The organism is Candidatus Kryptobacter tengchongensis, from assembly GCF_001458555.1.
GTDB classification, from domain to species: Bacteria; Bacteroidota; Ignavibacteria; order Kryptoniales; family Kryptoniaceae; genus Kryptonium; species Kryptonium tengchongense.
In genome coordinates this window covers 1-25,363 of record NZ_CZVH01000018.1, presented here as the reverse complement: position 1 = coordinate 25,363, position 25,363 = coordinate 1, and the positions used below count along the sequence as shown (strand labels likewise).

General features: G+C 38.3%; 13 protein-coding genes. All 13 read left to right on the top strand.

What is annotated here, in order from left to right:
• On the top strand, nucleotides 1-2,761 hold a 2,761-nt coding region (locus tag AT685_RS01290), incomplete at its 5' end, for a TonB-dependent receptor (RefSeq protein WP_143713067.1).
• An 84-nt stretch (nucleotides 2,762-2,845) separates the two neighbouring features.
• Nucleotides 2,846-5,824 carry a hypothetical protein gene (locus AT685_RS01285; protein WP_072151226.1) on the top strand — a complete coding sequence of 993 codons (2,979 nt, stop codon included), beginning with the start codon at nucleotides 2,846-2,848 and terminating at the stop codon, nucleotides 5,822-5,824.
• A gap of 67 nt (nucleotides 5,825-5,891) precedes the next feature.
• Nucleotides 5,892-6,923 (top strand): PorV/PorQ family protein, encoded by a 1,032-nt coding sequence (locus tag AT685_RS01280; protein ID WP_143713066.1) that lies wholly within the window; start codon nucleotides 5,892-5,894, stop codon nucleotides 6,921-6,923.
• Nucleotides 6,924-7,040: 117 nt separating this feature from the next.
• Nucleotides 7,041-9,737: a M14 family zinc carboxypeptidase gene (locus AT685_RS01275; RefSeq protein ID WP_072151224.1), complete on the top strand. Its 2,697-nt coding sequence runs from the start codon at nucleotides 7,041-7,043 to the stop codon at nucleotides 9,735-9,737.
• A 173-nt stretch (nucleotides 9,738-9,910) separates the two neighbouring features.
• The gene (cas6, locus tag AT685_RS01270) at nucleotides 9,911-10,669 is read left to right on the top strand and encodes a CRISPR-associated endoribonuclease Cas6 (protein ID WP_072151223.1); all 759 of its coding nucleotides are present in this window, start codon (nucleotides 9,911-9,913) and stop codon (nucleotides 10,667-10,669) included.
• An 87-nt stretch (nucleotides 10,670-10,756) separates the two neighbouring features.
• On the top strand, nucleotides 10,757-12,673 hold the full coding sequence (locus AT685_RS01265; RefSeq protein WP_072151222.1) for a tetratricopeptide repeat protein: 1,917 nt from the start codon (nucleotides 10,757-10,759) through the stop codon (nucleotides 12,671-12,673).
• Nucleotides 12,674-12,678: 5 nt separating this feature from the next.
• Nucleotides 12,679-13,470, top strand: coding sequence for a 5'/3'-nucleotidase SurE (surE, locus tag AT685_RS01260; protein WP_072151221.1), 792 nt, complete (start codon nucleotides 12,679-12,681; stop codon nucleotides 13,468-13,470).
• Between the two features lie 42 nt (nucleotides 13,471-13,512).
• Nucleotides 13,513-14,706 (top strand): pyridoxal-phosphate-dependent aminotransferase family protein, encoded by a 1,194-nt coding sequence (locus tag AT685_RS01255; RefSeq protein ID WP_072151220.1) that lies wholly within the window; start codon nucleotides 13,513-13,515, stop codon nucleotides 14,704-14,706.
• Between the two features lie 19 nt (nucleotides 14,707-14,725).
• On the top strand, nucleotides 14,726-16,309 hold the full coding sequence (gene serA / locus AT685_RS01250; RefSeq protein WP_072150673.1) for a phosphoglycerate dehydrogenase: 1,584 nt from the start codon (nucleotides 14,726-14,728) through the stop codon (nucleotides 16,307-16,309).
• A 276-nt stretch (nucleotides 16,310-16,585) separates the two neighbouring features.
• The gene (locus AT685_RS01240) at nucleotides 16,586-19,387 is read left to right on the top strand and encodes a TonB-dependent receptor (protein WP_159420445.1); all 2,802 of its coding nucleotides are present in this window, start codon (nucleotides 16,586-16,588) and stop codon (nucleotides 19,385-19,387) included.
• On the top strand, nucleotides 19,365-22,670 hold the full coding sequence (locus AT685_RS01235) for a hypothetical protein (protein WP_143713065.1): 3,306 nt from the start codon (nucleotides 19,365-19,367) through the stop codon (nucleotides 22,668-22,670). Before AT685_RS01240 ends, AT685_RS01235 begins: the two co-directional genes overlap by 23 nt.
• A 78-nt stretch (nucleotides 22,671-22,748) precedes the next feature.
• Complete coding sequence (locus AT685_RS01230) at nucleotides 22,749-23,768, top strand: PorV/PorQ family protein (RefSeq protein WP_072151216.1); 1,020 nt, start codon at nucleotides 22,749-22,751, stop codon at nucleotides 23,766-23,768.
• 117 nt (nucleotides 23,769-23,885) lie between these two features.
• Complete coding sequence (locus AT685_RS01225) at nucleotides 23,886-25,229, top strand: GWxTD domain-containing protein (protein ID WP_072151215.1); 1,344 nt, start codon at nucleotides 23,886-23,888, stop codon at nucleotides 25,227-25,229.
• Nucleotides 25,230-25,363 lie beyond the last annotated feature (134 nt).

Here is a 25,363-nt window from a genome sequence, read left to right as displayed (position 1 = left end):
TAAGGTAGTTGACAGAGAAACAAAGGAGCCGTTGCCCGGTGTAAATGTTGTTTTGGTTGGGACGGCATTCGGTGCTGCTACCGATTTGAAGGGCGAGTATGTAATTGTGAATGTTCCAGTTGGGACATATGATGTTAAAGCTTCGTTTGTTGGTTACAGATCCGTAACAATACGGGGTGTTAGGGTTTTACCTGATTTCACAACCGAGGTTAATTTTGAGTTGCCAAGCGAAGCAATTCAACTTGAGGAAGTTGTTGTAACCGCAGAAAGAAGGTTAATTCAAAAAGATGCAACTTCAACTGTTACAGCTGTAACAGCTCAAGAAATTCAATCAATCCCCGTTAATTCATATCAAGAGGTTATGACCCTTGCCCCTGGCGTTGTCACCGCAAATAATGGAGGACTTGGTGGTGGAGACAATGGAATACATGTCAGAGGTGGGCGAACAACCGAGGTAAGCTATGTCGTTGACGGTATAAGGGTTGATGATTTGCTTTATGGGGGTTCAGCCCTTGATATATCCCGACTCGGGATTGCTTCTGTTTCAATTTTATCTGGGACATTTAATGCCGAGTATGGGCAGGCACAATCAGCGGTTGTTAATATCGTGACACAGGAAGGAGGACCTAAATTTGCTGGTAATTTCAGAGTCGGCACAGACCAATTTGGCAAACTTGGATGGAAAGATAATGATTGGGGAACATTCAGAGGTGAGATTTCACTTAGCGGTCCGGTCATCCCATGTAAGGATTTCGCTACATTTTTCGTCAGCGGTGATAGGTCTTTCACAAGAACTTATTTAAACAGATTTACAGGTCCGACATATAAAACCCCGGGTGGCAGAATAATTCAACACAACTATGAAAATCTTGGCTTCTTTGACAGTAGGGTTAGGGGTAATGCTAAACTCACATTCAAATTCTTTGAAAACTTGAAACTTCGCCTCGGTTATGCATTAACTGATAGAAAGAATAAAGGTTACGACCATTATTTCAAGTATCAGTACCTGTTGAAAATGCAGGATCCAAGCCTTCCTGAATTTCAAGGGACTAATTATAGAACCAGTACACTTTACACGGCTCATTTAACCCATGCCTTGAGTGGAAACACTTATTATGAGGTTAAGTTTTCGCAATTTAATACAAGATATAAATTTTACATCTATGAGGAGGAACTTAAAGGTGATTTCTCAAGGATATTTACGCCTGTTAGAGGTAATAACTTATTTGATTCTACTTCAAACTATGAGTTTGGTTGTCCTTACAGGGCGACTTTATGGTTGAGAGACGCATTGAAGATGGGGTTTCCGCTTTATAGAGATTATGTGATCAATGGTGATACAATCAGAAAGGGAACTAAGTTAACGCCTGATTTGATCTCAAGATTACAACAGGCGGGAATTGACAAAGTTGATGTGATGGCTATCTCAATGGATGATTATGTTCAACATTATTTCGTTTTGACGAATACATTTTCAGCAAGCTTTGCAAGCCAAATTGATAGATATAATTTTGTTAAATTCGGTTTTGAATATAAACAGTATGATTTAAGTGATTGGTGGATAAATGGTGTTAACAATTATTGGGATCATCTTGATACATTGCAACCCGAAGAAACGCGTCATTATGAGACTGCTTATTATAAATTCAGACCGGTTCAGGCTGCTGCTTACATTCAGGACAAAATTGAAATTTCAGACCTTATCATAAATGTTGGTATTCGCTTTGATTACTTAAATCCGAAGGCACCAGATGTTTATAAAGTTATTGACCTTAGGGCAACTGATCCTAATGCTGATATTACAAAGGTTGGGAATGTTAAGCCTAAATGGCATATAAGCCCAAGAATTGGTTTTTCACACCCGATTTCAGATAGAGCAAAAATTCATTTCGCTTATGGACAATTTTACCAGTATCCCGATATGTTTTTCCTTTATAGGAGGTTTAACCAGAATAATCCAAATTACCCATATCCCAATCTTGCTCAAGGTTATGAGCCAAGGATTGGAAATCCAAACTTAAAGCCTGAGACAACGCATGCTTATGAGGTTGGGGCAGATGTAATTTTAAGTGAAGATATCGTTATGAGTATAACCGCGTTTTACAAAGACACATATGATTATATCTCAACGAAGAGATATTTCAGAGATCCGTACACTTACACACAAATTGTAAATCTTGATTATGCTAATTCAAGAGGGATTGAGTTTGCATTGAGAAAGAGATTAAGCAATCATTATGCGTTTCAGATAAATTATACTTATTCAAGAGCCGAAGGCAATGCGGATAACTGGGCAACACACTTTTGGGAGGCATATACTGCATCTGTGACAGGTTATATTCCGCCGAAAAGAACCACAACGCTTGCGTGGGATCAGCCGCATACACTCTCCTTTATCTTTAATGTTATTTACGATACGTGGGGGTTGAACTTTATTGGTAATTTCGGCAGTGGTCTTCCATATACTCCGACGGATGCTCGTGGCACTTATCTTACAGGTGAAATAAACAGTGGAAGGCAACCTTGGACGGGCAATATTGATGTCAGAGCTTATAAGACATTTAAACTTGGATTTTTAAATGCTACGCTTTGGGCAGATATTACAAATCTTTTGAATAAGAGGAATGTTTTGAATGTTTTTGATGATTCTGGAAGACCTGATTATAGCACAAATCCTGCTGTTTCGCCTGAAAACAGACACAGACCACATTGGTTTAGCGCACCAAGACATGTTGAGATCGGGATAGAATTGAATTTCTAATCATTAAATTTAAAATTAAGGTTTTCCCGCCACTTGAGTGGCGGGCTATGTTAATTTTTTATCAATAAAAAATCGGAGTCAAAAATGAAAAAGGTTACTGCATTACTTCTCTTGTTTATCATTCTCGGGTCATTTTCACTTTTAATTGCCCATGTTAAGGAAGATCCAAACTGGATGACGAAGGAAAAATATTATAACACTGTCCTTGCCCCTCAAAGGGGCTTAAAACCTCTGCCGAAGACGCTTGGTCCTGGGGACAGAAAGAGGTCAGTTCTTGATGTTGGGAATGTGTGGGCACGTATATCAAACGCAGCAACGCTTGGATATGACAGATGGGGACTTTGCTGGGAGTTTCCGGCAAGGAGTGGGATAACTTACAGATGGACAATGGCACCAATAGTTGGAGCTAAGAAAAAAAATCCAGATGGAACTTATACCAAGTTTTTTGCAAGCGGAACAAGGGGAGCAGCAAGATTTAGCGAGGAAGAATATCAACCTCTACCGGGATTTGATGCGGGTTATGTTGATGAGAAAAATAACATTGGTATTGCGTTTAGCGACAAACCGCAATCTTGGCCTCAAAGATGGCCATCTTTAAATGATCTCCCAGCTCATGCGAGAAAAATATCATATAATCAACCGCCAGTTGGTTCAACTGGATTTCCAGGGGTTCTTAACGGTGAGGTTGTTGCAAAAAGAGAGGCTTATTTTGTAGTTACAGATAATGACCCTGAGGCTGGGAATAAGCCAAAACCGATGGACATTCGCCTTGATATTTGGGGCTTGCAATGGGATGATTTTTTGAATCAGGACTTCATAATCTTTAGATTTATCCTTACGAACATAGGAACCGATACACTTTATGATGTTTATGTTGGTATTCATGATGATCCAGATTGTCCCGAACAAGGAGCTTATGAATGGACTGATGATTTTGCAGCGTTCATTCCGCCGGGGACAGATGTTGAGGGTTATTCACCCAGTGAGGATTCATTGCTTTGGAATTTTACATATTTGTGGGATGGAGATGATAAAGTTGAGGGGTTAATTGCATCAAATGTTGGATGGGTTGGGCTAAAGTTTCTTGAGACGCCGATAAATCCTGCCACAGGGCAACCAATGGGTATAACTACATTTCAAGTTTTCCCATACAGCGAAGCCCCGCAAACTGAAACTGCAGAGTATGATCAAATATCAGCGGGGGTTTCACCACCACATAATGTTAACCCACATCCAAACGATTGGACGCAAACACCGAACTCTTATGGACCTGATATAACTTATGTTGTTGCCTCTGGACCATTTAACCTTCCTCCAGGAGGGCAGCTTGCTTTTACCTTCGCCTCAATTCATGCGAGAAACAAGAGAGATTTGTTTAAAAAAGCAATGCTTTGTCAATTACTTTATAACAATAGTTATCGTGCATCTGAACCCCCGCCAGAGCCATCCGTTAGAGCAGTGGCGGGTGATAGAATGGTTATACTTTACTGGGACGATCGTTCAGAAAGAGGAATTTATTATAAACCAGATGGAACAATTGACCATATAAATGACAGGTTAACAGGGAATAATGCATTTGAAGGTTATAAAATTTACAAGAGCACGGATAGAGGGCAAACATGGGGTGAAGCTATCATTGATGCCTTTGGTCAGTTCCAAGGATGGATCCCACTTGCCATTTATGATCTAAAAAATGGAATTCAAGGTGAATCCGAAACGAGAAGACATTTTAACCTTGGAAGTGACGCTGGGATAAGGCATTACTTCATTGATAGAAATGTGAATAACGGTTATGAATACTGGTATGCGGTTGTTGCTTATGACCATGATGATGGACCCATACCACCGCTTGAAAATGCGATAAGAAGTTATCCAAAGGAGGGAACAAATACGGTTGCTGTTATACCAGGTAAACCTGCTTCAGGTGTTACGCTTGGTAGCGCTGATAAAGAAGCAAAGCATGTAAGCGGAAATAGTAGTGTTAAGATTCCGATCACTCTTCTTGACCCGGGGAAGACAACAGGGAAAAAATACACTTTAACATTTAAACAAGGGAATACACCTTTTGGGTTGCTTATGGATTTAAAAGATCAGGATGGGAAATATGTCGTTGCGATAAATGGTGATACGATAAAGAATTACCCATACTTTTATGAGCCTGCGCTTGATAACGCAATTATATTTGATGGTTTGTATTTACCAGTTCAAGATTTGCCTCCCGATGTTAACTGGAATGAGGTTGTTGATGGGGATAGCGTTCATATTTATGATGCATGGACGATTGATTTAACATTTGAAGGTGGGAATGCTGGAGCAACTATTGATTCGCTTTCAAGAGAAGCGCTATCAGCAGATTATGAGATAAGAATTGTGAGCACTCCTGTTGTTTATCCAAAAGTTGGTTCATCTTTGAATCCACTTGGGACGACGATGACAGCTCCGTTTGAGATATGGAACTTGACCACAAATACGAAGGTAAATGCTGCAATTCGTGACCGTGGAGCTACTGGATTTAACTGGGATGATTATGATAGAATCTTTATAATCAACAAACCATATCCTGAGTCAAATCCTGGTGAATTTAACGCAACTTCACTTGCTGATATACCATACAGGGTCAGAATTTATTCAGAAGCGGTCTCCGTGCCACCAGGAGATAAAATTAAAATTGTAACAAATAAAATTTTAACGAAGAATGATGTTTATGAATTCAACACTGTGAAACAAACAACGACAACGATGACTGCATCTGATCTTGAAAATATCAGAGTAGTTCCAAACCCGTATGTTGTTAGTTCTCCATATGAGACGGGTAAATATGGGGTTCAGAAGGAAGTTCAATTTCATCATCTTCCGCCGAAGGCAATTATAAGAATTTACAATGTTGCTGGTGATCTAATCAGAGTTATACAGCATGAGGGTGGTTCAATTGCAAGGTGGAATTTACAGACATATAACGAGCAGGAGGTAGCTTTTGGAGTTTACATTTATCATATTGAGGGTTATGATGAAACAGGGAGAAAAATTGGGGAAGTGATAGGGAAGTTTGCACTTATCAAATAAAAATTTTCCGACCCGTCTTTCGGGGCGGTTGAAAAATCTTGAGAAAAATAAAAAATTGGAGAGAAAAATGAAAAAGTTTCAAATAATTACGGTTTTGCTTTCAATTGTTCTCTTAAATTATGTGTTTGCTCAGTTTGATAATGTTGGAACTTCAGCAGCTTCGTTTCTTAAAATCCCTGTTGATCCACGAGGTTCATCGCTTGCAAGCGCAGTCGTTGCAAATGCAAACGACCCATCAGCTGTTTATTGGAATCCAGCTGGGCTTTCACAGATGAAAAGAACTGAAGTGATGTTTGCAAATACTGACTGGATTGCCGATTTAAATGTTTCATTTCTTGGTGTGGGTGTTCCGCTTGGAAGATGGGGTGCGGTTGGAATTGGGATAACATATCTTTCAATGGGAGATATGCCAATTACCACATGGCTTGACACTGAAGGAGCCAGCGGTCAAACCTTCTCCGCTTATGATGCATGCTTTGCCGTTGCTTATGCGAGAAGACTAACTGATAAGTTCTCAATCGGTGTGAGTGTAAAATATGTTATGGAGACAATTTCACATTCAACCGCCAGCGCCTTTGCCCTTGATATTGGAACTCTTTATGATACTGGATTCAGGGGATTGAAAATAGGTATGTCATTTACAAATTTTGGAACGAAGATGCGCCTTGAAGGGAGAGATTTAATTATAAAAGTTGATCCATATCCAACCGCAGGCTCAAACCCTACAGATGTTATCGCAAACCTTAAAACTGAGGAATGGTCATTGCCCTTGACATTTCAAATGGGCGCAACATTTAATTTGATTGAAGGTGAAACTTTTAGATTTACTTTGAATGCTGATTATAGAGACGAGCGGGATTACAGAGCGCTTGGTCTCTTTGGTGGCGAATTTGCTTTCAAAGAAATGTTCTTCATAAGATTTGGCGGAATGAAAAGGTACGCTGTTGATGAAAGACATGGTAAATTTACACTGAATGCAGGAGCTGGTTTGAACCTTGGCATCCCGGGTTCGTCTGTGAGATTGAAGTTTGACTATTCTTATTCAGATCTTTACAGGTTGAAACAAGCGCATAGAATTTCACTCGGTGTTGTCTTGTAGAAAAGTTTTCAACTTTCCCTTGATTCACCCGGCTCAGCTTTCTCGCTGATGCCGGGTTTTTCTTTTTAAAACTTCCTCTCGTTCGTTTTCGTCTTAAAAAATAAAAACTTAAACGTTATGAGGAAATCCATCATAATTTTTTTGTCTTTTTTGATAATTTCAATATGCAATGCTGATGATTTCAAATTTTGGAAAAATGGGGTTTACAACACATATATCCCAACCCCAAAGCAAGTTTTAGGGTATGAAATTGGCGATTTCATAACTGAGCACTATGAAATGGAGCGTTACATTGATACCCTTGCAAAATCATCAAATCGTATTAAGGTTGTAAAATATGGTGAATCCTATGAAAGACGGGGAATGTATCTTTTGCTCATAAGTTCGCCTGAAAACCTTTCACGACTTGATGAGATAAGAGAAAATATCAAAAAATTAACAGATCCAAGAATTACATCTGAATCAGAAGCAAAGAAGATATCTGAATCAAATCCAATAATTGTTTGGTTGAATTATGCAATAGACGGTGATGAAACATGTGCTTTTGAGGCTGGAATTCTTGTTGCATATCAACTTTGTGCAGGAGAGGATGAAACTACGAAAAGGATCCTTAAAGATGCTGTCGTCATAATTAACCTTCCACACAACCCTGACAGCCACCAAAAGGCTGTTTCATGGTTTAAGGCAACATTTGTTGGAAAATATGGAAATCCCGACCCTTACGCATCCGAGCATCGGGGTGATTGGAGGATGAAAACAAATTATAATCATTACTTGATTGATTTAAATCGTGACGCCTTTGCCTGTTCTCAAATAGAGACGCAAAAAGTTGTTGAACAATTCCATTACTGGAACCCGCAAGTCTTTGCTGATCATCACGGTGAAACTAAAAATATGTTCTTCGTTCCCTATGCTCCGCCTGTAAATCAAAATTTACCAGCAACTACAAAAAAATGGGCAAAGGTCATTGGACTTAACATCGCCCGTGGATTTGATGACTATGGATGGAGCTATTATACTGGTGAAGTTTTTGATTTGCATTATCCGGGCTATTGGGATTCATACCCAGCTTTAAATGGTGCTATTGGAATGACATTTGAAACAGATGCGGGCGGAAGAAAGGGTTTTCAATTTGAAAGAGAAGATGAAACGGTGATAACTTTTAAAGAGGGAATACACCATCACTTCATCGCATCAATGAAGACGCTTGAGGCATCGGTTAACCATAAAAGTGAAATACTTTTTGATTTTTACAAATTCAGACAAACAGCTCTTAACGAGGCAAAAATGGAAAGATATAAGTCATTTGTAATAGTTCCAGATAAAGATCGGGAGAAGACAGCAAGGTTCATTGACCTTTGCTTAAAACATAAAATTGAGGTCTTTGAAGCAAAGGAATCATTCACAAGTCAAAATGTTAGAAGTTATTTTGAGAAAACAACCACGAGAAGAAATTTCCCCAAGGGTGTTTATATAATCCCAATGTATCAACCTCAGAAACGTCTTCTCAAAGCCTTATTTGAGCCTGATCCACAAATGGAAGAGGAGTTTCTAAGGGAGGCGAAATTTGCTTATGAGTATAATAAAAAACTTGGGAAAAATGTGCGTCGGCTTCCGCTTGGATTTTATGATGTAACCGCTTGGAATCTGCCTATAGCATGGGGTATTGAATGTTATTTGACGGAAGATTCACCAAAAGTTAAAGTTGAAAAGATAAATCAAAAACCCACATTTGAAGTTGATGTCCCAAACGATACGCCAAAATATGCTTATCTTTTCAAATATGACACAGATGCTTCAGCTAAGTTGTTGGCTAAGCTTCTTGATTCGGATTTTAAACTTGCGGTTGCTACGAGATATTTTTACTCTGAATCTGGAGATTATTTTCCAAGGGGGACGATAATTGTTCGTGTTGAAAGAAATAAACATATTCAAGATTTCCATCAGAAAATTAAATCTTTTGCAAAAGAGCTCGGCGTGTCTCTTTACTCGGTAAACACTGCGTATACAGAGCGTGGTATTGATCTTGGTTCAAATTGGGTGATTGAATTGAAAAAGCCAAAAGTGGCTGTTTTAACGGAAGAGCCTGTCTCTCAAACCTCTTATGGTGCAATATGGTATCTTTTTGAGCAAGTTTATGAGTATAGCTTTACCCCGATAAGATGGGATTATTTTTCAAGTGTTGATCTTTATCGTTATAATGTCCTTATTATTCCAGATGCAAATGCAAACCAGCTGAGGAATTTACTTGGCGATGGTGGTGTGAAAAAGTTAAAGGAGTGGGTTTCAAATGGTGGTGTCCTTGTGACATTGAGAAATGCTTCCGTTTTTCCAACTTTGAAAGGGGTTGAACTTACAACTGCGAAACTTTTAGGTGAGGGGTCTTCTGAAGAAGATGAATATGAGGATGAAAAACCTCAGACGGTAAAAGACACCGTCAAACCGAGGGAAAAGAAACCAGCTGAAAGAGTTGAATTCACACCTGGAGCAATTATGCGTGTTAAGCTTGATACTTTACACTTTCTTTCGCTTGGTTACACTGATGAAATTGCTGTCCATGTTTATTCAAATTTAATCTTTGAAAGATCTAAAGATGGAGCAAACCCCGGAGTTTTTGCGGATAAAGATGTTCGCATAAGTGGTTTCGTTTGGGAAGATATGGAGAAAAAATTTCCAGGGAGAGCATATTTGATTGATGAACCTGTTGGACGAGGGAGGGTCATAATGTTTGCGGATGATCCAAACTTTCGGCTTTATTGGCAAAGTTTGAGCCGATTGTTTTTAAATTCTGTTCTCTTTTCGCCAAGTTTTTGAACTTTTCTTGTTTATGTTTTATATTTAAAAAGGGTGGGTTTCTTTTAGCCCACCCTTGTTTGAGTAAGAGAAGAAAAATTAAATAAAAAGTTTTAAATCATACATGCCTTTCATCGGGGAAAATAGCGGGGCGGTGCTGACAAATCTGTTAAATTTAAAAAGGGGGATTTTTTATGCGGTTAAAAATCACCCTTTCTACTCAATCCATTCCCGTATCAATACCAGTAAATTACAATCATTTCATCTATGCCGAGTTAAGGGACAAGATAAAAAGACATAGCGACGCTTTCAAATCCGATAAGAGGTTAAAAGACCTTGGTATTTTCAAGGATAGGTTCAGGATTTATACTTTTTCGTTTCTTCGCTTTAAAAGCTTTTTGATAGAAAGCGAGGAAATAAAATTGACAAGTCAAGATGAATTTAACTTTTTCATCTCTTCTCCGTTTAATTCTTTCATTGAGGGGATTGCGGTTGCGTTTTTAAGGGATGGAAATCTTAAAATTGGCGATGTTAATTTTACTGTTAAATCAATTATTAAAATTAATCTCCCAAAATTTAATAGCGAAATGAAATTGCGTCTTCTCTCCCCCATTGCTGTCGTCAAAAGTCCAGCGGAAAAAAGAACCTTCCTGACACCCGAAGAACCAGGATATTTTGACAAGATCAAAGAGGATTTGATAAGAAAATATAATTTTTTATACGGCGAGAAAATAAAAGATATTGATTTTGAGATGCGATTTGATAGCGAATATATAAATTCAAGGGGCGGAAGATTTTCAAAACTTATAAAATTTGGTAGAATGAATATAAAATGTTTTCTTGCACCATTTACGATAAAGACAGATCCAAGATTAATTGAGGTTGGATATGAATGGGGATTCGGACATAAAAATCATTTCGGGTTTGGGATGGCGGTGATATCAGAACAATAAAGCGATTTTTAAACTTTGGAAAAATCAAGTTGATTTTGATTTCAGGTTTTTCTAATTTTCAAAAGAAAAACAAAAAGTTTTTTAAAGATGAGACATTTTATAATCACAATAGTATCAATCTTTTTACTTGCTTGTGAGGTTTTTTCTCAGAGCGTAACTTTAAAAGTTCGCGAGAAGACAATTTTAAGAGGGGAGAGGTATTTAACGGTTAAATTTTCAGTTGAGGGAGCAAGCGAAAATTTTACGGATGTTGATGTAACAAAGGGAGCATATTATTATTTTGTCTGCTTGCCCGAGGGTGATTGGGCAATTGATGAAGAATTTGCGAAGGAATTTACATCAAAAGTTTTAATCCAGCAAGATGGCAATGTTTATTACCCTGAGGTTTATGATATTTTAACTATTGGTGGGAAGGTGGGATTGATGATGGGATTTGAGAAAAAATTTAAAATTGAAAAGCCATTTAAAATTAACTATCCAATTTCTGAAAAAGTTGTAAGTTCGGGCGAGATGAACATCCCTGAAAATTTGTGGGAAGGTTATTCAAAATCTTTCAAAACATATCAAGATGGGGTTAAACTTTATAGTGACCGTAATTATCAGCGTTCTGCCGATGTTCTTTTCAGCGTTGTTGCTGATGATATGGCTAAAAAATTTTCTTTTTACAAAGATGCACGGGAAAAATGTGTCAAATCACTTGATAATATTCTAATTGAACTTGTTGATAAGTTTAATTCAATCGTTTCGGCGACGATGGAGCCAGAAGATAAACTTAAAATGTATGATAGTTTGAAAATTCAGTTTCAAGATTATGTCAACGCAGTTTTGACACCGAAATTAAATGTCCTTGCCGATACGCTTGTTTTTGCGATGCTTTCCCGTGCAAATAGTTATTTTGAAAAAATTGAAAATGAAATTAGTGCGGAGAAATATCGCCTTGATGTTAAGAACATTTCTTGGCTTAACACTGAAAGCGGGCTGAATTTTAAGTATCGTCTCATCATTGATGCGCTTGCTTATGCCTTTACATCTGAATCTTTTTGGGACAATCCTGATACAACGAAATTTGAATTTGTTTTGCCGGATACGCTTCTTGCTAATTTGAAAGTTTTTGGAGTTGAAAAGGATTATAACATATTCCAGCGTGTTTGCATCTCAAACATGAAAAATAAAGGGACCCTTTTTGACGAAAAATTTCTCGTCAATCTTCTAAACAATTCCTCTTATCTCTCTCAACCTTATTATGAGATTTTCCTTGCAATTGATAACTACATTAGAAAAAATTATTCCGAAAGCAAAAATTATATAATCGGGGCATTAAAGAGATTAACTGACTATGAACTTATACGAAGAATTGAGGTTTTGAGGAGCATGATTTTTGTAAAGCAACAAAATTTGTCAGCCGAAGCAGTTGAATTATATCGTGAAGGTTTAAGAAAATTATCATCTGGGGATAAGACAGGTGGTCTTGACGCATTCAGAAGGGCTATTTTACTTGAGCCGAGGTTTCCACTTACAAACTTTACAATTGGGGAGATTTACTTTCAAGAGAATGATCTTTATCCAGCGATAATTTACTTTTCAAAGGCAGTTTCGCTTGATTCAAACTTTGTTCTCGCTTATGAGCGTCTTTTTGATATTTATAGAATACAGGGGAATTGGGCGGATGCGAGAACAGTTCTTGAGACCGCTCTTTCGGGTGGGAATGATTTTTGGATAATAAGAATTCTTTTGGCTCAGGCTTACAATGAACTTAAACTTTATGATAAAGCGATTGAATCCCTTACAAAAGCGATTAGTTATAATCCGTTAAATTATGAGCAATATGTTTATCTTGGTGTTGTTTATTCAAATGTTGGAAGGTTTGAGGATGCTGAGAGAGTTTTGAAGAAAGCAGCCGAAATAAATCCAGATAGAAAAGAAGCTTATCAAGAACTTAAAAGAGTTGAAGAGCTGAAAAAGCAGAAAAAGCAGGATGAAAAACTAAAAGAAAAGAAAAAGTGAGTGAAATGCATATACTTGTTTCAAATGATGATGGTATAAATTCCGAGGGAATTTATGCACTTGCGATGGAGTTAAGGAAAATTGCAGATGTTACAGTAGTTGCCCCAGAAAAACAAATGAGTGCCGTTGGGCATGCGATAACTGTTCAATATCCTTTGAGAGTTAATCCGTTTTATAAAAATGGTGAGCTTTTCGGTTACGCTGTTGATGGAACGCCGGCAGATGCAGTTAAACTTGCTGTTAAGGCATTGTTGAAAGATAAAAAAATTGATCTTCTAATTTCGGGGATTAATCATGGGACGAATACATCAATAAATATCATTTACTCTGGAACGGTTTCCGCAGCCACAGAGGGGACGATACTTGGGATACCTTCAATTGCAATTTCACTTGCAACTTACGCTCCAAACCCCGATTTTTCATTTGCTGCGAAATTTGCCGTTAAGCTTGCCGAATTTGTTTTCAAAAATGGTTTGCCTAAGGGAACGCTTTTGAATGTCAATGTCCCACCTGTTTCTGAAAATGAAATAAAAGGAGTTCTTGTTACTCGTCAAGGTAGTGCTTTTTGGGATGATTGGTTTGAAATTCGTAAAGATCCAAATGGCAGAGACTATTACTGGCTTGCTGGAAGATTTATAAATTATGAACAAGGCGATTTAAACGCTGATCATACCGCTGTGCAGAACAATTATATTTCAATCACACCAATTCATTTTGATTTGACGAATTATAAGGCGATTGATGAACTAAAAAAATCTGGACTTGAAAATCTTTTAAAATCCCTTGACAAAGATTAAGAAAAATTTTATTTTTTTTCTAAAAACGAACGGGAAAATAAAATGAAGAAGCGTCTTTTCACACCAGGACCAACTCCAGTTCCTGAAAATGTCGCACTTGCAATGGCGCAACCGATAATTCACCATCGCAATCCTGAGTTTATTGAAATTTTCGCTCGTGTAAATGAAAATTTGAAATATCTTTTTCAAACAAAGCAAGATGTCTATACTCTGACAAGCAGTGGCACCGGGGCAATGGAAGCTGCGGTTGCAAATTTATTTTCATATGGTGATAAGGTTATATTTGTAAACGGCGGGAAATTTGGTGAGAGGTGGGGTGAGATATGCCGAGCTTATGGAGTTGAGGCGATTGAAGTTAAAATTGAGTGGGGAAGAGCTGTAACACCAGAGGAGATCAAAGAGCAGTTAAAAAAATATCCCGATGTTAAGGCAGTTCTTGTGACTCATAGTGAGACATCAACCGGCGTTTTTACAGATGTGAAGGAGCTTTCCAGAATTGTTCATGAGAATTCTGATGCGGTTATCGTGGTTGATGGGATTACTTCTGTTGGTGCTCATGAACTTTATATGGATGAGTGGGGACTTGATGTTGTGATAACAGGTTCGCAGAAAGGTTTGATGATTCCGCCAGGGCTTTCGTTTATAGCTTTGAGCGAGAAAGCTTGGGGAATGGTTGAGAGGTCAAATCTTCCCAAGTATTATTTTAGTTTGAAAAAGGCAAAGAAAGCTCTTCAGAATGGGGATACGCCCTGGACACCTGCAATTGCTTTGATAGTTGCGCTTGATGTCGCTTTAAAAATGATAAAGGAAGAGGGGCTTGAAAATATATGGAGAAGACATGAAAAGTTATCCAAAGCAGTAAGAGAGGGTTGTAAAGCGATCGGGTTAAAACTTTTTGGAGAACCACCTTCATACGCTGTGACAGCAGTTTATTTCCCAGATGGAATTGACAAAAAGGAGTTTCAGAGGACTTTGAAATATAAATATGGAGTTACAGTTGCAGGGGGACAAGAGCATTTGAAGGATAAAATTTTTAGAATTTCACACCTTGGATATTATGATGAAATTGATATCATTGGTGTTATATCTGCAATTGAGATGGCATTACTTGAATCAGGTTTTGATGAGTTTAACCCCGGCGATGGTGTCCGTGCAGTTCAAAATGTCTTTGCTGAATATGAGAAAAGCAAATTAACTCAAAATGATGATGAAAAATTTTTAAGCTGTTGCCATTAAAACATAAATTTTTAGGGAAATGAAAATTTTAATCACAGATCCGATTGAAGAGAGTTGTGTTAATATCTTAAAAAGCGAGGGATTCACGGTTGATTTGAAGCCAGGTATCACAAAAGATGAAATTAAAAGAATAATTAACGATTATGTTGCTTTAATAGTGAGAAGCGGGACGAGGGTGACAGCAGACATTATAAATGAAGCGAAGAATTTGAAGATAATTGGTCGTGCAGGTGCGGGGGTTGACAACATTGATGTTGATGCAGCTACAAGGCGTGGGATAATCGTGATGAACACCCCTGGGGGAAATACGATATCTACGGCGGAACATACTATGAGTTTAATTCTTGCCCTCGCAAGGAACATACCTCAGGCATGTGAAGATTTAAAGTCTGGAAACTGGAACAGGAAGAAATTTATAGGTGTGGAGCTTTATGGTAAAACGATCGGGATAATTGGACTTGGACGGATAGGTCGTGAGGTTGCGATACGGTGTAAGGCTTTTGGAATGAATGTAATTGGTTATGATCCCGTGGTTTCATCCGAAGTCGCCAGGAAGTTCGGTGTTGAACTTGTTGCGGAACTTGATGAGATCTATAGGAGAAGCGATTTTATAACCGTTCATGTTCCTTTAAATGAAGAAACTCGTGGGATGATAGGGAAAAATGAACTTTTAAAGTGCAAGCGTGGAGTTAGAATAATAAACTGCGCTCGCGGTGGTATAATTGATGAAATGGCTTTGCTTGAAGCAATTGAATCTGGGCATGTTGCCGGTGCTGCGCTTGATGTTTTTTCTGAAGAACCCCCACCTAAAGATCATCCGCTGATAAAACATCCGAAAGTCATAGTTACACCACATCTTGGTGCAGCTACAGAGGAAGCACAGGAAAAAGTCGCAGTTCAAATTGCCCAACAAATTGTTGATGCCCTTAAGGAACGTGCGATCGTTGGGGCAGTAAACGCCGAAATTTTACAACTTGCGATGAATGAGGTAATAAAACCTTATCTTTTACTTGCTGAAAAAATCGGTCTATTCCAAGCACAGATTTTAAAGGGTAAGGTAAAGAGTGTTACGGGCATTTTTGTTGGTGAAATGCTTAAAAATTCATCACAGATATTAATTTCAGCATTTTTGAAGGGGATGTTAAATTACCTTATGAGCGAGCCAGTAAATTATATTAATGCACCTGTTATAGCAAGAGAGATAGGTTTAAGTGTGAGCGAAAAGGTAAGTGATGATAGCGGGAATTATACACATCTTTTGAGATTTGAGGTTAAAACCGATAAGGAAACTAAAACTGTTTCTGGGACAGTGTTTGGAAATAATGACATAAGAATTGTTGGGGTTGATGAATTCCATTTTGAATTCAAGCCTGAGGGAATTTTGATTGTTTATTCAAATATTGATAAACCTGGAATGCTTGCATCTGTGAGTTCAATTCTCGCTCGTTCAGAAATTAACATAGCAGGTCTTTCCCTTGGAAGGTATGGCGTTGGGCAAAAGGCGTTGACCGTGATGAGTGTTGATAATGAAATTCCGCAGAATGTTTTACGTGAGATTTCATCAATAGATGGGATTTTTGATGTCAAAATTGTGAAGTTATAATTTGGCATAGTTTTTGAAGCTTTGTTAAATTCATTTCATATGAAAAATCTTGACAAAGTTGATTTAAGATGTTATATTTATTAGTGAACGAATGAAAACAAAGTTTGGAGAAGAAAAATTTGAAAACACTGATATTGGTTGCTTCTCCTAATCTCGCGAATGTAGACATCCTCTCATTGACTCTCCAAAATTTAAAACAAACATATCAGGAGGAATAAAGATATGTACCGCAAATTATTAGTTTTGTCACTTTTATTAATTTTGCCAGGATTGGTTTTGGCTCAGGTTGGTAAGATTGCTGGTAAAGTCGTTGACAGGGAAACAAAGGAGCCATTGATTGGAGCAAATGTGATAATTGAGGGGACAACGCTCGGTGCTTCAACTGACCTCAATGGTAACTATGTTATTTTAAATGTTCCGCCGGGAATTTACACTGTTAAGGCAAGTTATGTCGGTTATCAAACGATCACTGTTAGAAATGTTAGAGTAACTGTTGGGTTGACAACAGAAGTTAATTTTGAACTGCCAAGTGAAGCTATCCAGGTTCCAACTGTAGAAGTTGTAGCTGAAAGACCTTTGATTCAGAAGAACGCTACAAATGAAATAAGGGTTGTGCGTTCAGAAGATGTTCAAAACATGCCATTGCGTGGTTATACAAGCGTTGTTGCAATTCAAACTGGCGTTGTTCAGGTAGGTGGGACAATATATGTAAGAGGTGGGAGAAGTGAAGAGGTTGCGTACTATGTTGATGGTGTTTACTTCAACAACCCGTATAACTATGCGAGAACTGGTGAAGTTGTTACAACGGCGATTGAGGAGGTATCCTATCAAGCGGGTGGCTTTAACGCTGAATATGGTTATGCGATGTCAGGTGTGGTTGTTACAACGACGAAGACTGGAGGTACGAAATATTCCGCAACGCTTGAATTAATCACAGATGAATATGGTGGCTTCTTTAGAAGCAAAGAGACAGGAAACCCGAACTTTCATAAGAAAAATGTTTTAACAGGAGCATATTCCCAGGGTTATAGCCTTTATTCAATCAGCCTTGGTGGTCCGTTGATCCCAGGATATGATAAGATAAGGTTCTTTGGAGCGCTTGAGAGAACATTTATGAGAAATAGAAGACCATCGTTCTACGATGGAGTGCAGGCTACAGTTGTTGAAGGGCAGGATACATTTAATATCAATATACCTGCTGGGCTTTTAAGAGGTAATTCAACTTCAAGGTGGTTATTTAATGGAAACGTCGTGTTTGATTTCAAACCATTTAATCTGAGAATAGGTGGAACTTCATTCTTCAGGACCGATAGGGTTTACATACATTCATATTCTGCATATAACTATGATAGAATGCCAAGGGAGGAAGAAACCACACATGGATATTATGCGAAGTTAACACATACAATTTCCGCTTCAACATTTTATACATTGATGTTTAGCTGGTATAGGACATTTATAGAATCCGGTGATAACATCTGGTGGGATGACATTGAATCATATGGAGATAAGAATAAGAATCCACAACTTAGAGATTGGGGTAGAAATCAGCCATTTAGACCATTCTCACTTTTTGCGCAGGCGAATACAGTTTATCCAAACTACTCAAAGAATCTTTCAAGCTATGTTGGGGTAAAATTTGACATTTTACATCAGATTGGAAGAGTGCATGAGATTAAAGCAGGATTTGATTTGAGATATAATACGATTAGGGTTTATGGATTAAGGGCACTTGATATAGCAAATAATAGAAGAAACAACCCAACTGGTTCAAATGAAAATATCTATCAAACAGCTTTTGTGAATACGCTTGGTTATGATGTGACTGGCAAGACCGAAGTTAACACGGGTAGAAATGGAGCTAAACATCCAATTGTTGGTGCAGCATATATTCAAGATAAGATTGAGTTGCCCGAGTTGATTTTAAATCTTGGCTTGCGTGTTGATTATATCAACCCAAATACAGATCAACTTGTTGATCCTACTAAGATCATACTTGAGTCAAAGGGTGATTGGTATGATATGGCAGATGCTAACTTTAAAGCATCAAAGCCTTATTATATCTTTGCTCCGAGATTAGGTATCTCATTCCCAGTTACTGATAGGACGGTATTCCATGCTCAGTATGGCGTGTTTAGCCAGGCGCCTCAGTTGAATTTATTCTATACAAGCACGATATTGTTTGCCCAGTATATCAGATCTGGTAACTATATCCGCGCAGGTAATCCAAACTTGAGACCACCCAAAACGATTGCCTATGAGGTTGGATTTGCTCAGCAGATAACAAGAAATGCAAGCTTTGACATCACAGCTTATTACAAGGAAACAAGAGACCTTATTCAAATTCAAAATATCCTTGCAACACCAACAGCATATGCAATGTATGTAAATGGTGACTATGGGACGATCAAGGGATTATCGTTTAGCTTTAACCTGAGGCGTACAAACAGAGTTGCGGCGGTTGTTAATTATACGCTCCAGTATGCAGCTGGAACTGGTTCAGCAGCGACAACAAACTTTAACATCGCATGGCTTGGTGGAAACTTCCCGACATTTGTTGCACCACTTGATTTTGATCAGCGTCATACTGGTAGCATAAATGTTGATTTCAGGACTGAAAAGGGTGATGGACCAACTGTTTTCGGAATCAAGCCATTTGAGTATCTTGGAATTAACCTTCTGTTTAGATTTGGTAGCGGATTACCATATACACCAGTTGAATACAGAAGCTATATCTATGGTCCAGGATGGCAAATTCCAAGAGCAGCTGTTAACTCGGGCTATGGTCCCTGGACAAGCCAACTTGATTTGAAGATTGATAGAGCGATTAGATTTGGAAGGGTTAACTTTGATATTTATCTCTGGGTTATCAACCTGTTTGACAGCAAGAATGTTTTGAGCGTGTACAATTCAACTGGTTTGCCGGACGCAGATGGATGGTTCAGAACTCCTGAGGGTGCTACATGGGCAGAGAATAACGGTCCAGAGGCAGTGAAATTGTATAACTATATGCTTGCGCACCCATATAACTTTGGTGAGCCAAGACAGGTAAGGTTTGGAATTCGCATTGATCTGTAGTTTTAACGGATGTGCCCCTTTTGGGGCACATCCATATCTGGATGAATTTAAAAAAATAAATCTTGGAGGACTAAATATGCGAAGAGTAATTACAATACTAATTTTGTTCACAGTTGTTCTTACCTTAACATCTATGGCTAAGGAGAAAAATTCTGAGAGAAGTAAAATTGCTACGTTTTTGAAATCAAGTGGGATTGTGCTTGAGAAATTTGATGGCAATAGGATTTCCAGTGATGTTGAGAATACGGGGCAATATGTAAGTTATCATAGGACAGGTGATGCTGGGCTTGAGTGGCCAAAGGGTTCACATATGACAGCTGACTTTGCAGCTGGGGTTTGGGTTGCTGGAAAGGTGAGAGGAACTGGTGAGTTAAGGACAGCAGCTGCTGAATATCAAGTTGAGTTTGAACCAGGGAAGATACTCCCGAATGGTCAACCTGATGATCCGAATAAGCCGGGGTATAAGATTTGGAAGATAAATAAGACCGATCTTTTTAATCCGGGTGATGATTATCTGAATTGGCCTGTTGAAGATGGTGCTCCTTGGGAGGATGTTGATGGGGATGGTGTTTTCACAAGGGGCGTTGATAGACCACTTTTAATGGGTGATCAGACATTGTGGATGGTCTTTAACGACGCTAACCCAGCTGCGCACAATATCTTTAAGACTCAACCGATGGGTCTTGAAGTTCAGATGACAATTTGGGGATATAACAGGGTTGATGCGTTTGGCGATATGATGTTTGTAAAGTGCGTGATAATTAACAAGAGCAATAATACTTATGATTCAACTTTTGTTGCTCTCTGGGATGATCCCGACCTTGGATATGCAGGTGATGATTTTGTTGGTTGTGATACAACTTTAAGTTTGGGTTATTGCTATAATGCTTCTAATACTGATAATGTTTACGGTTCTGCACCACCGGCAATTGGGAGAGATTTCTTCCAGGGTGTGAAGGTATACACGGGTGATCCGAACGATTCAGCCAAGGCATTTGGCAGGTGGTGGAAGGGATATAAAAATCTTCCGATGTATGCATTTACATTTTACTGGAATGGAGCTCCATTCCCATATCGTGATCCTGAATTTGCAGATGAGGCATATAATTTCATGAAGGGGTTCCTTGCAGATGGAACTCCTTATGTTGATCCAAATACAAATCAAGCGACAAGATTTGTTTTCCCAGGCGATCCTGAGACAAGAACTGGTTGGCTTGATGGGACAAGGGTTGGTCCTACGACTTTAGCGCCAGGTGATAGAAGATTTTTAATGTCAAATGGTCCATTTACTCTTGCCCCTGGTGATACACAGGAAATTGTTTTTGGTTTGCTTATTGCAAGGGGTTCAAGCAATGTTAATAGCGTGACCGTTTTGAAGCTCATTGATAGACAGGCGCAAATAGCTTATGATATTGATTTTAAGCTTCCTCCAACACCACCATTCCCGAATGTTCAAGTTGCTGAGCTTGATAGGGAAATTGTGCTTTACTGGCCATACGATCCAAGAATTGATGAATATAGTGAAATTGATTTGATTGATGTTGACGAGCAAGGAAGACCGACAAGATATAACTTTGAGGGCTTTATCGTTTATCAATTTGACTCCCCAACTCAACCAACAAAATGGACAAGAATTGCGGTTTTTGATGTTATAAATGATGTTAAAGAAATCAAGGATTGGGTATTTGATCCAGTTAGGGGTGAAAACATTGAAGTTACGGTTGTAAAAGGCACAGATAGTGGTATTGAAAGGACAATTAGAATAAAGAAGGATTATCTCAATGATAAACCTCTTGTTAACGGAAGACCTTATTACTTTGCTGTAACTGCGTATGCTTATAACCCGTATGGTGTGCCAAGATTTTATGAGAGTGCAAGAAATATAATAACAGTTATCCCAAGACCTGTTAGCCCTGGTGTAAGATATACAAGCGCAGTTGGCGATACTGTGCAAGCTGTTCATAAACAAGGTGTAAGTGATGGCGAGGTGTTTGGCATTGTTGTTGACCCGACAAAGTTAACAGGGCATAAATATGAGGTAAGATTTGAAGAAGTTGGCGGAGAAATCACCTGGAAACTTGTTGATGTCACGGCTAATCAGGTTAAGTTAAGTGGTCAGACAAATCAAAGCGGAGATGGTAACTATACTGTAGTGGATGGAATACAATTTAAGGTTGTTGGACCACCGGCTGGACCAAAAGGTTGGGCATGGACAAAAGGAACGAGGAAATTAACATGGGCAAATGCTGATATCATGACAAGCTTTGGTTTGCCGGAGCATTTGTTCACATTTAATGGCGCATTTGGCTATGTTTCCCCGTATGGTATATTTATAAGCGGTCATGAACATAGCGATGTTGTTACGCCTGATAAGTTGAGGAATATAAGAATTCTTTTTGCTGATACCGACACAGATGGTAACATCACAGGGGCACCTGAAAATGCATCATTTGGGTATAGATATTTGCGTAGGGCTAATGCAGTGCCAGCTAAGCCTGAATTTGCACCATTTATTAAAAATCCAGCTGGAGGATATGCGTTTCAAGAGTTTGGTTTAAATGGGCAAAAGAATGTCCCACTTGCGGTATATGATATAGAAGCAAATCCACCAAGAAGACTTGCTGTTGGTTTCTTGGAAAACAATGTTGTAAATGGTCTTGTTGATGGAAAGTATTGGCCTGGTGATTATAATGTCTATGATAACATTGGATCAAGCGGTCCACGTGAATGGTTATTCATATTTGATGTTGATTATAGTGAAACACAAGATAATAATTTGGCAAATGATATATTGAGCTACGATCTGCCAGTTATGTATATGGCTACATGGAACAGGAGAGGTAATGTTGCATTTAGCAGTGGTGATGAGCTTGAAATATATGCAAATCATCCGAACACGGTCAATGATGTATTTGAGATAACTGCTCCTTCAGCGCCAACATATTCAGTTGAAACTGCGAAGTCTGACCTTGAGAAGGTTAACGCGTTCCCGAACCCATATTTTGGTGCGTCGCCACTTGAGAAGGAGATAACTGAGGCATTTATAACCTTCACAAGATTACCGAACAAGTGCACAATCAGGATATTTACAGTTGCTGGCGATCTTATTAGAACAATTCAAAAGGATGATGACAGCCCTTATGCTAGATGGGATCTAAGAAATGAAGCTGGTGTGCCAGTTGCAAGTGGAATTTATATTGTTCACGTTGATGTTCCTGGTGTTGGCAGTAAGATTTTGAAGGTTGTCGTTTTCCAGAGAGAGGAAAGATTGAGATACTTCTAATTTGAGACCACCCGGCGTCATAAAGGCGCCGGGGTTTGGAGTTTTAAAATTTAAAAATAAAACAATGGAGTGAGGAAAATGTTGAGAAAAATAATACTAACATTAATAGGTTTGTTTGTAATTTTAACATCTCTTGATGCAGGGACAAGCAAGCGTAAGGGAACAGCAGGAGCTGAGGAGTTGAGAATTCCTGTGGGTTCAAGAGGAGTTGCTCTTGGTGGTGGAGTTGTTGCAGAGGTTCAAGGGGTTGATGCGCTCTATTGGAATCCTGCTGGTGCAAGTTTTGTCAATAAATCAGCTGAAGCGATGTTTTCACATGTTTCATGGATTGCTGATATGAAAGTCAACTACCTTGCTGTGATTGCTAATTTTGGTGGTGTTGGTGTTTTTGGTTTAAGTTTAAAATCGCTTGATTTTGGTGAGATTCCGCTTACAACTGTTGACGCCCCAGATGGAACCGGGGAAACATTTAGTCCGAACTATTTAACTGCTGCTCTTTCCTATAGCAGGAGAATGACGGATAGAATTTATGTTGGTGCTAATTTTAAACTTATAAGTGAGAGAATTTTGAGAGAATCGGCAGTTGGTTTTGCTGTTGATATTGGTTTGCAGTATCGTCTTGAGAGTGGTTTAAGGTTTGGTGCGGTGATGAAAAATGTTGGCGGAAATATGAAGTTTGACGGTCCAGACCTTGAGTGGGGAGTTGTTATACCAGGTTCTGAGCCGGGTTCTCCTGTTAGGTCGTTGAGAGTTCCACTTCAAGAATTTGAACTTCCTGCAGCTTTTGAGCTTGGATTTGCTTATAATTTAAAAGTTGGTGAATCTCATTCATTCACACTTGCTGGAAGCTTCCAAAACAATAACTTTACGCTTGATGAATATAAGGGTGGGCTTGAGTATTCATTCAACAATATGCTCTTCTTAAGACTTGGTTATTCTTATGTAAATGAAACAGATTATGTTTTTAACTCGCCAACTTTTGGTGTTGGTTTAAATATACCGCTTGGTGGGACGCTTGAAGCAAGCATTGAGTATACATATAGAAAAGTTAAATTCTTCAACAATAATCAATTCCTTACGCTTAGATTTGCGATGTGAGCTTTGCTTTTACTCAGCGGGACGATGAATTTAAGGTGAGCTCAGGATTATTTTCTGGGCTCACCTTTTTTGTTTAATGATAAAACTTTCTAAAAATAAAGTCAAACTTTTTAAGAAATGAAAGCTGTAATTATAGCATTTTTAAATTTTCTTCTGACCTTTTTAACCGACGGTAAACTTGGCTTAAACGTGGATTATTCTGTATTCCGTCATTCCGAAAGTCAAAGCTACCTTGAGATATTTTATTCTTTACAAAAATCAAAACTTTCGTACAATTACAAAGATGGAAAATATAACATATCGGTTTTTCTCAGACTTGATGTCATAAACCTTGATAAAGACTCTGCCTTGATCCGAAAAGGTTGGAAAATTGAGACGGGTTTTCAAGATACATCTGGCATCGCTGGTGAGGATATAGTTGATATTTTAAGGTTTTATACCCCTGAGGGAAGATATCGTGTAATAATGAGGGCGATTGATCTTTACAATACTCAAAATTATGATAGCGTCTCTTTTGATGTCAATGTGCCAGTCTTCGGTATCAAAGATAAATTGATGATAAGCAGTCTTGAACTTTGCTATTCAATAAATAAATCAACGGATACCGCTGATGTTTTTTATAAAAATTCATATAAGGTTGTTCCAAATCCAACAGCTTTATATGGTCTAAATGTCCCTGTGCTTTATTATTACTTTGAACTTTATAATGTGCTAAGCGGGGTTAAAGGTGATGGATATCAAATTAATGTTAATGTTCTTGATAATAATCAAAATAAAGTGCCCGAGGTCAAAGAGAAAAAATTTATAAGAAATAAACTTTATAATTCGGTTGTTGAGGTTGGAACAGTTAATGTTAATATGTTGCCGACGGGGATTTATTATCTTGATGTCGTTGTATCTGAGCTTGATGGGTCGTTGCTTGCGGAAAGTAGAAGGAAATTTTTCATTTACAATCCAAGCGTTCCTCCTAAAGTTGATACATCATTGATTATGTCGGAATTAATCGGGATTGATGAAAAAGATCTTGATGAGGAATTTTCAAAAGCGGTGTATATTTCCACACAGGAAGAGAAAAATATGTATTCAAAGTTAATGGGAGTTGAGGCGAAGAGGAGATTTATTGGTTTGTTTTGGGCTAGGAGAGGAGGAATTGAATTTAGAAAAAAATATCTTGACAGGGTTGAGCAAGCAAATGAGAAATTTACAACAAGGTTTTTACCTGGTTGGAGGACTGACAGGGGAAGGGTTTACATAATCTATGGTCCTCCCGATGAAGTTGAGAGGTATCCCTATTCAGAAAATATGAAACCATATGAAATATGGCATTACTATAATTTGCAAGGCGGGGTCATATTTGTGTTTGGTGATAGAACAGGTTTTGGTTCTTATGAACTTTTACATTCAACTCTCGTTGGCGAAATAAAAAATGAGCAATGGATGTATCTTTTGATGCAGAGATGAAGAAAGTGTATTTGACTGATGTTGTAATTGAAATGCATTTATTCGTTGATCCAGGGCAAAGACTGGAGCTGATTTTATAGAGATTCACACGGGTGAATATGCAAACGCAAGAAATGAAAAGGAGCAATTTGAGG

Bases quoted from the DNA above. Each gene is read 5' to 3' on its own strand.
- AT685_RS01285 (WP_072151226.1), top strand. From the start codon at position 2,846: ATGAAAAAGGTTACTGCATTACTTCTCTTGTTTATCATTCTCGGGTCA.
- AT685_RS01280 (WP_143713066.1), top strand. From the start codon at position 5,892: ATGAAAAAGTTTCAAATAATTACGGTTTTGCTTTCAATTGTTCTCTTA.
- AT685_RS01275 (WP_072151224.1), top strand. From the start codon at position 7,041: ATGAGGAAATCCATCATAATTTTTTTGTCTTTTTTGATAATTTCAATA.
- cas6 (WP_072151223.1), top strand. From the start codon at position 9,911: ATGCGGTTAAAAATCACCCTTTCTACTCAATCCATTCCCGTATCAATA.
- AT685_RS01265 (WP_072151222.1), top strand. From the start codon at position 10,757: ATGAGACATTTTATAATCACAATAGTATCAATCTTTTTACTTGCTTGT.
- surE (WP_072151221.1), top strand. From the start codon at position 12,679: ATGCATATACTTGTTTCAAATGATGATGGTATAAATTCCGAGGGAATT.
- AT685_RS01255 (WP_072151220.1), top strand. From the start codon at position 13,513: ATGAAGAAGCGTCTTTTCACACCAGGACCAACTCCAGTTCCTGAAAAT.
- serA (WP_072150673.1), top strand. From the start codon at position 14,726: ATGAAAATTTTAATCACAGATCCGATTGAAGAGAGTTGTGTTAATATC.
- AT685_RS01230 (WP_072151216.1), top strand. From the start codon at position 22,749: ATGTTGAGAAAAATAATACTAACATTAATAGGTTTGTTTGTAATTTTA.
- AT685_RS01225 (WP_072151215.1), top strand. From the start codon at position 23,886: ATGAAAGCTGTAATTATAGCATTTTTAAATTTTCTTCTGACCTTTTTA.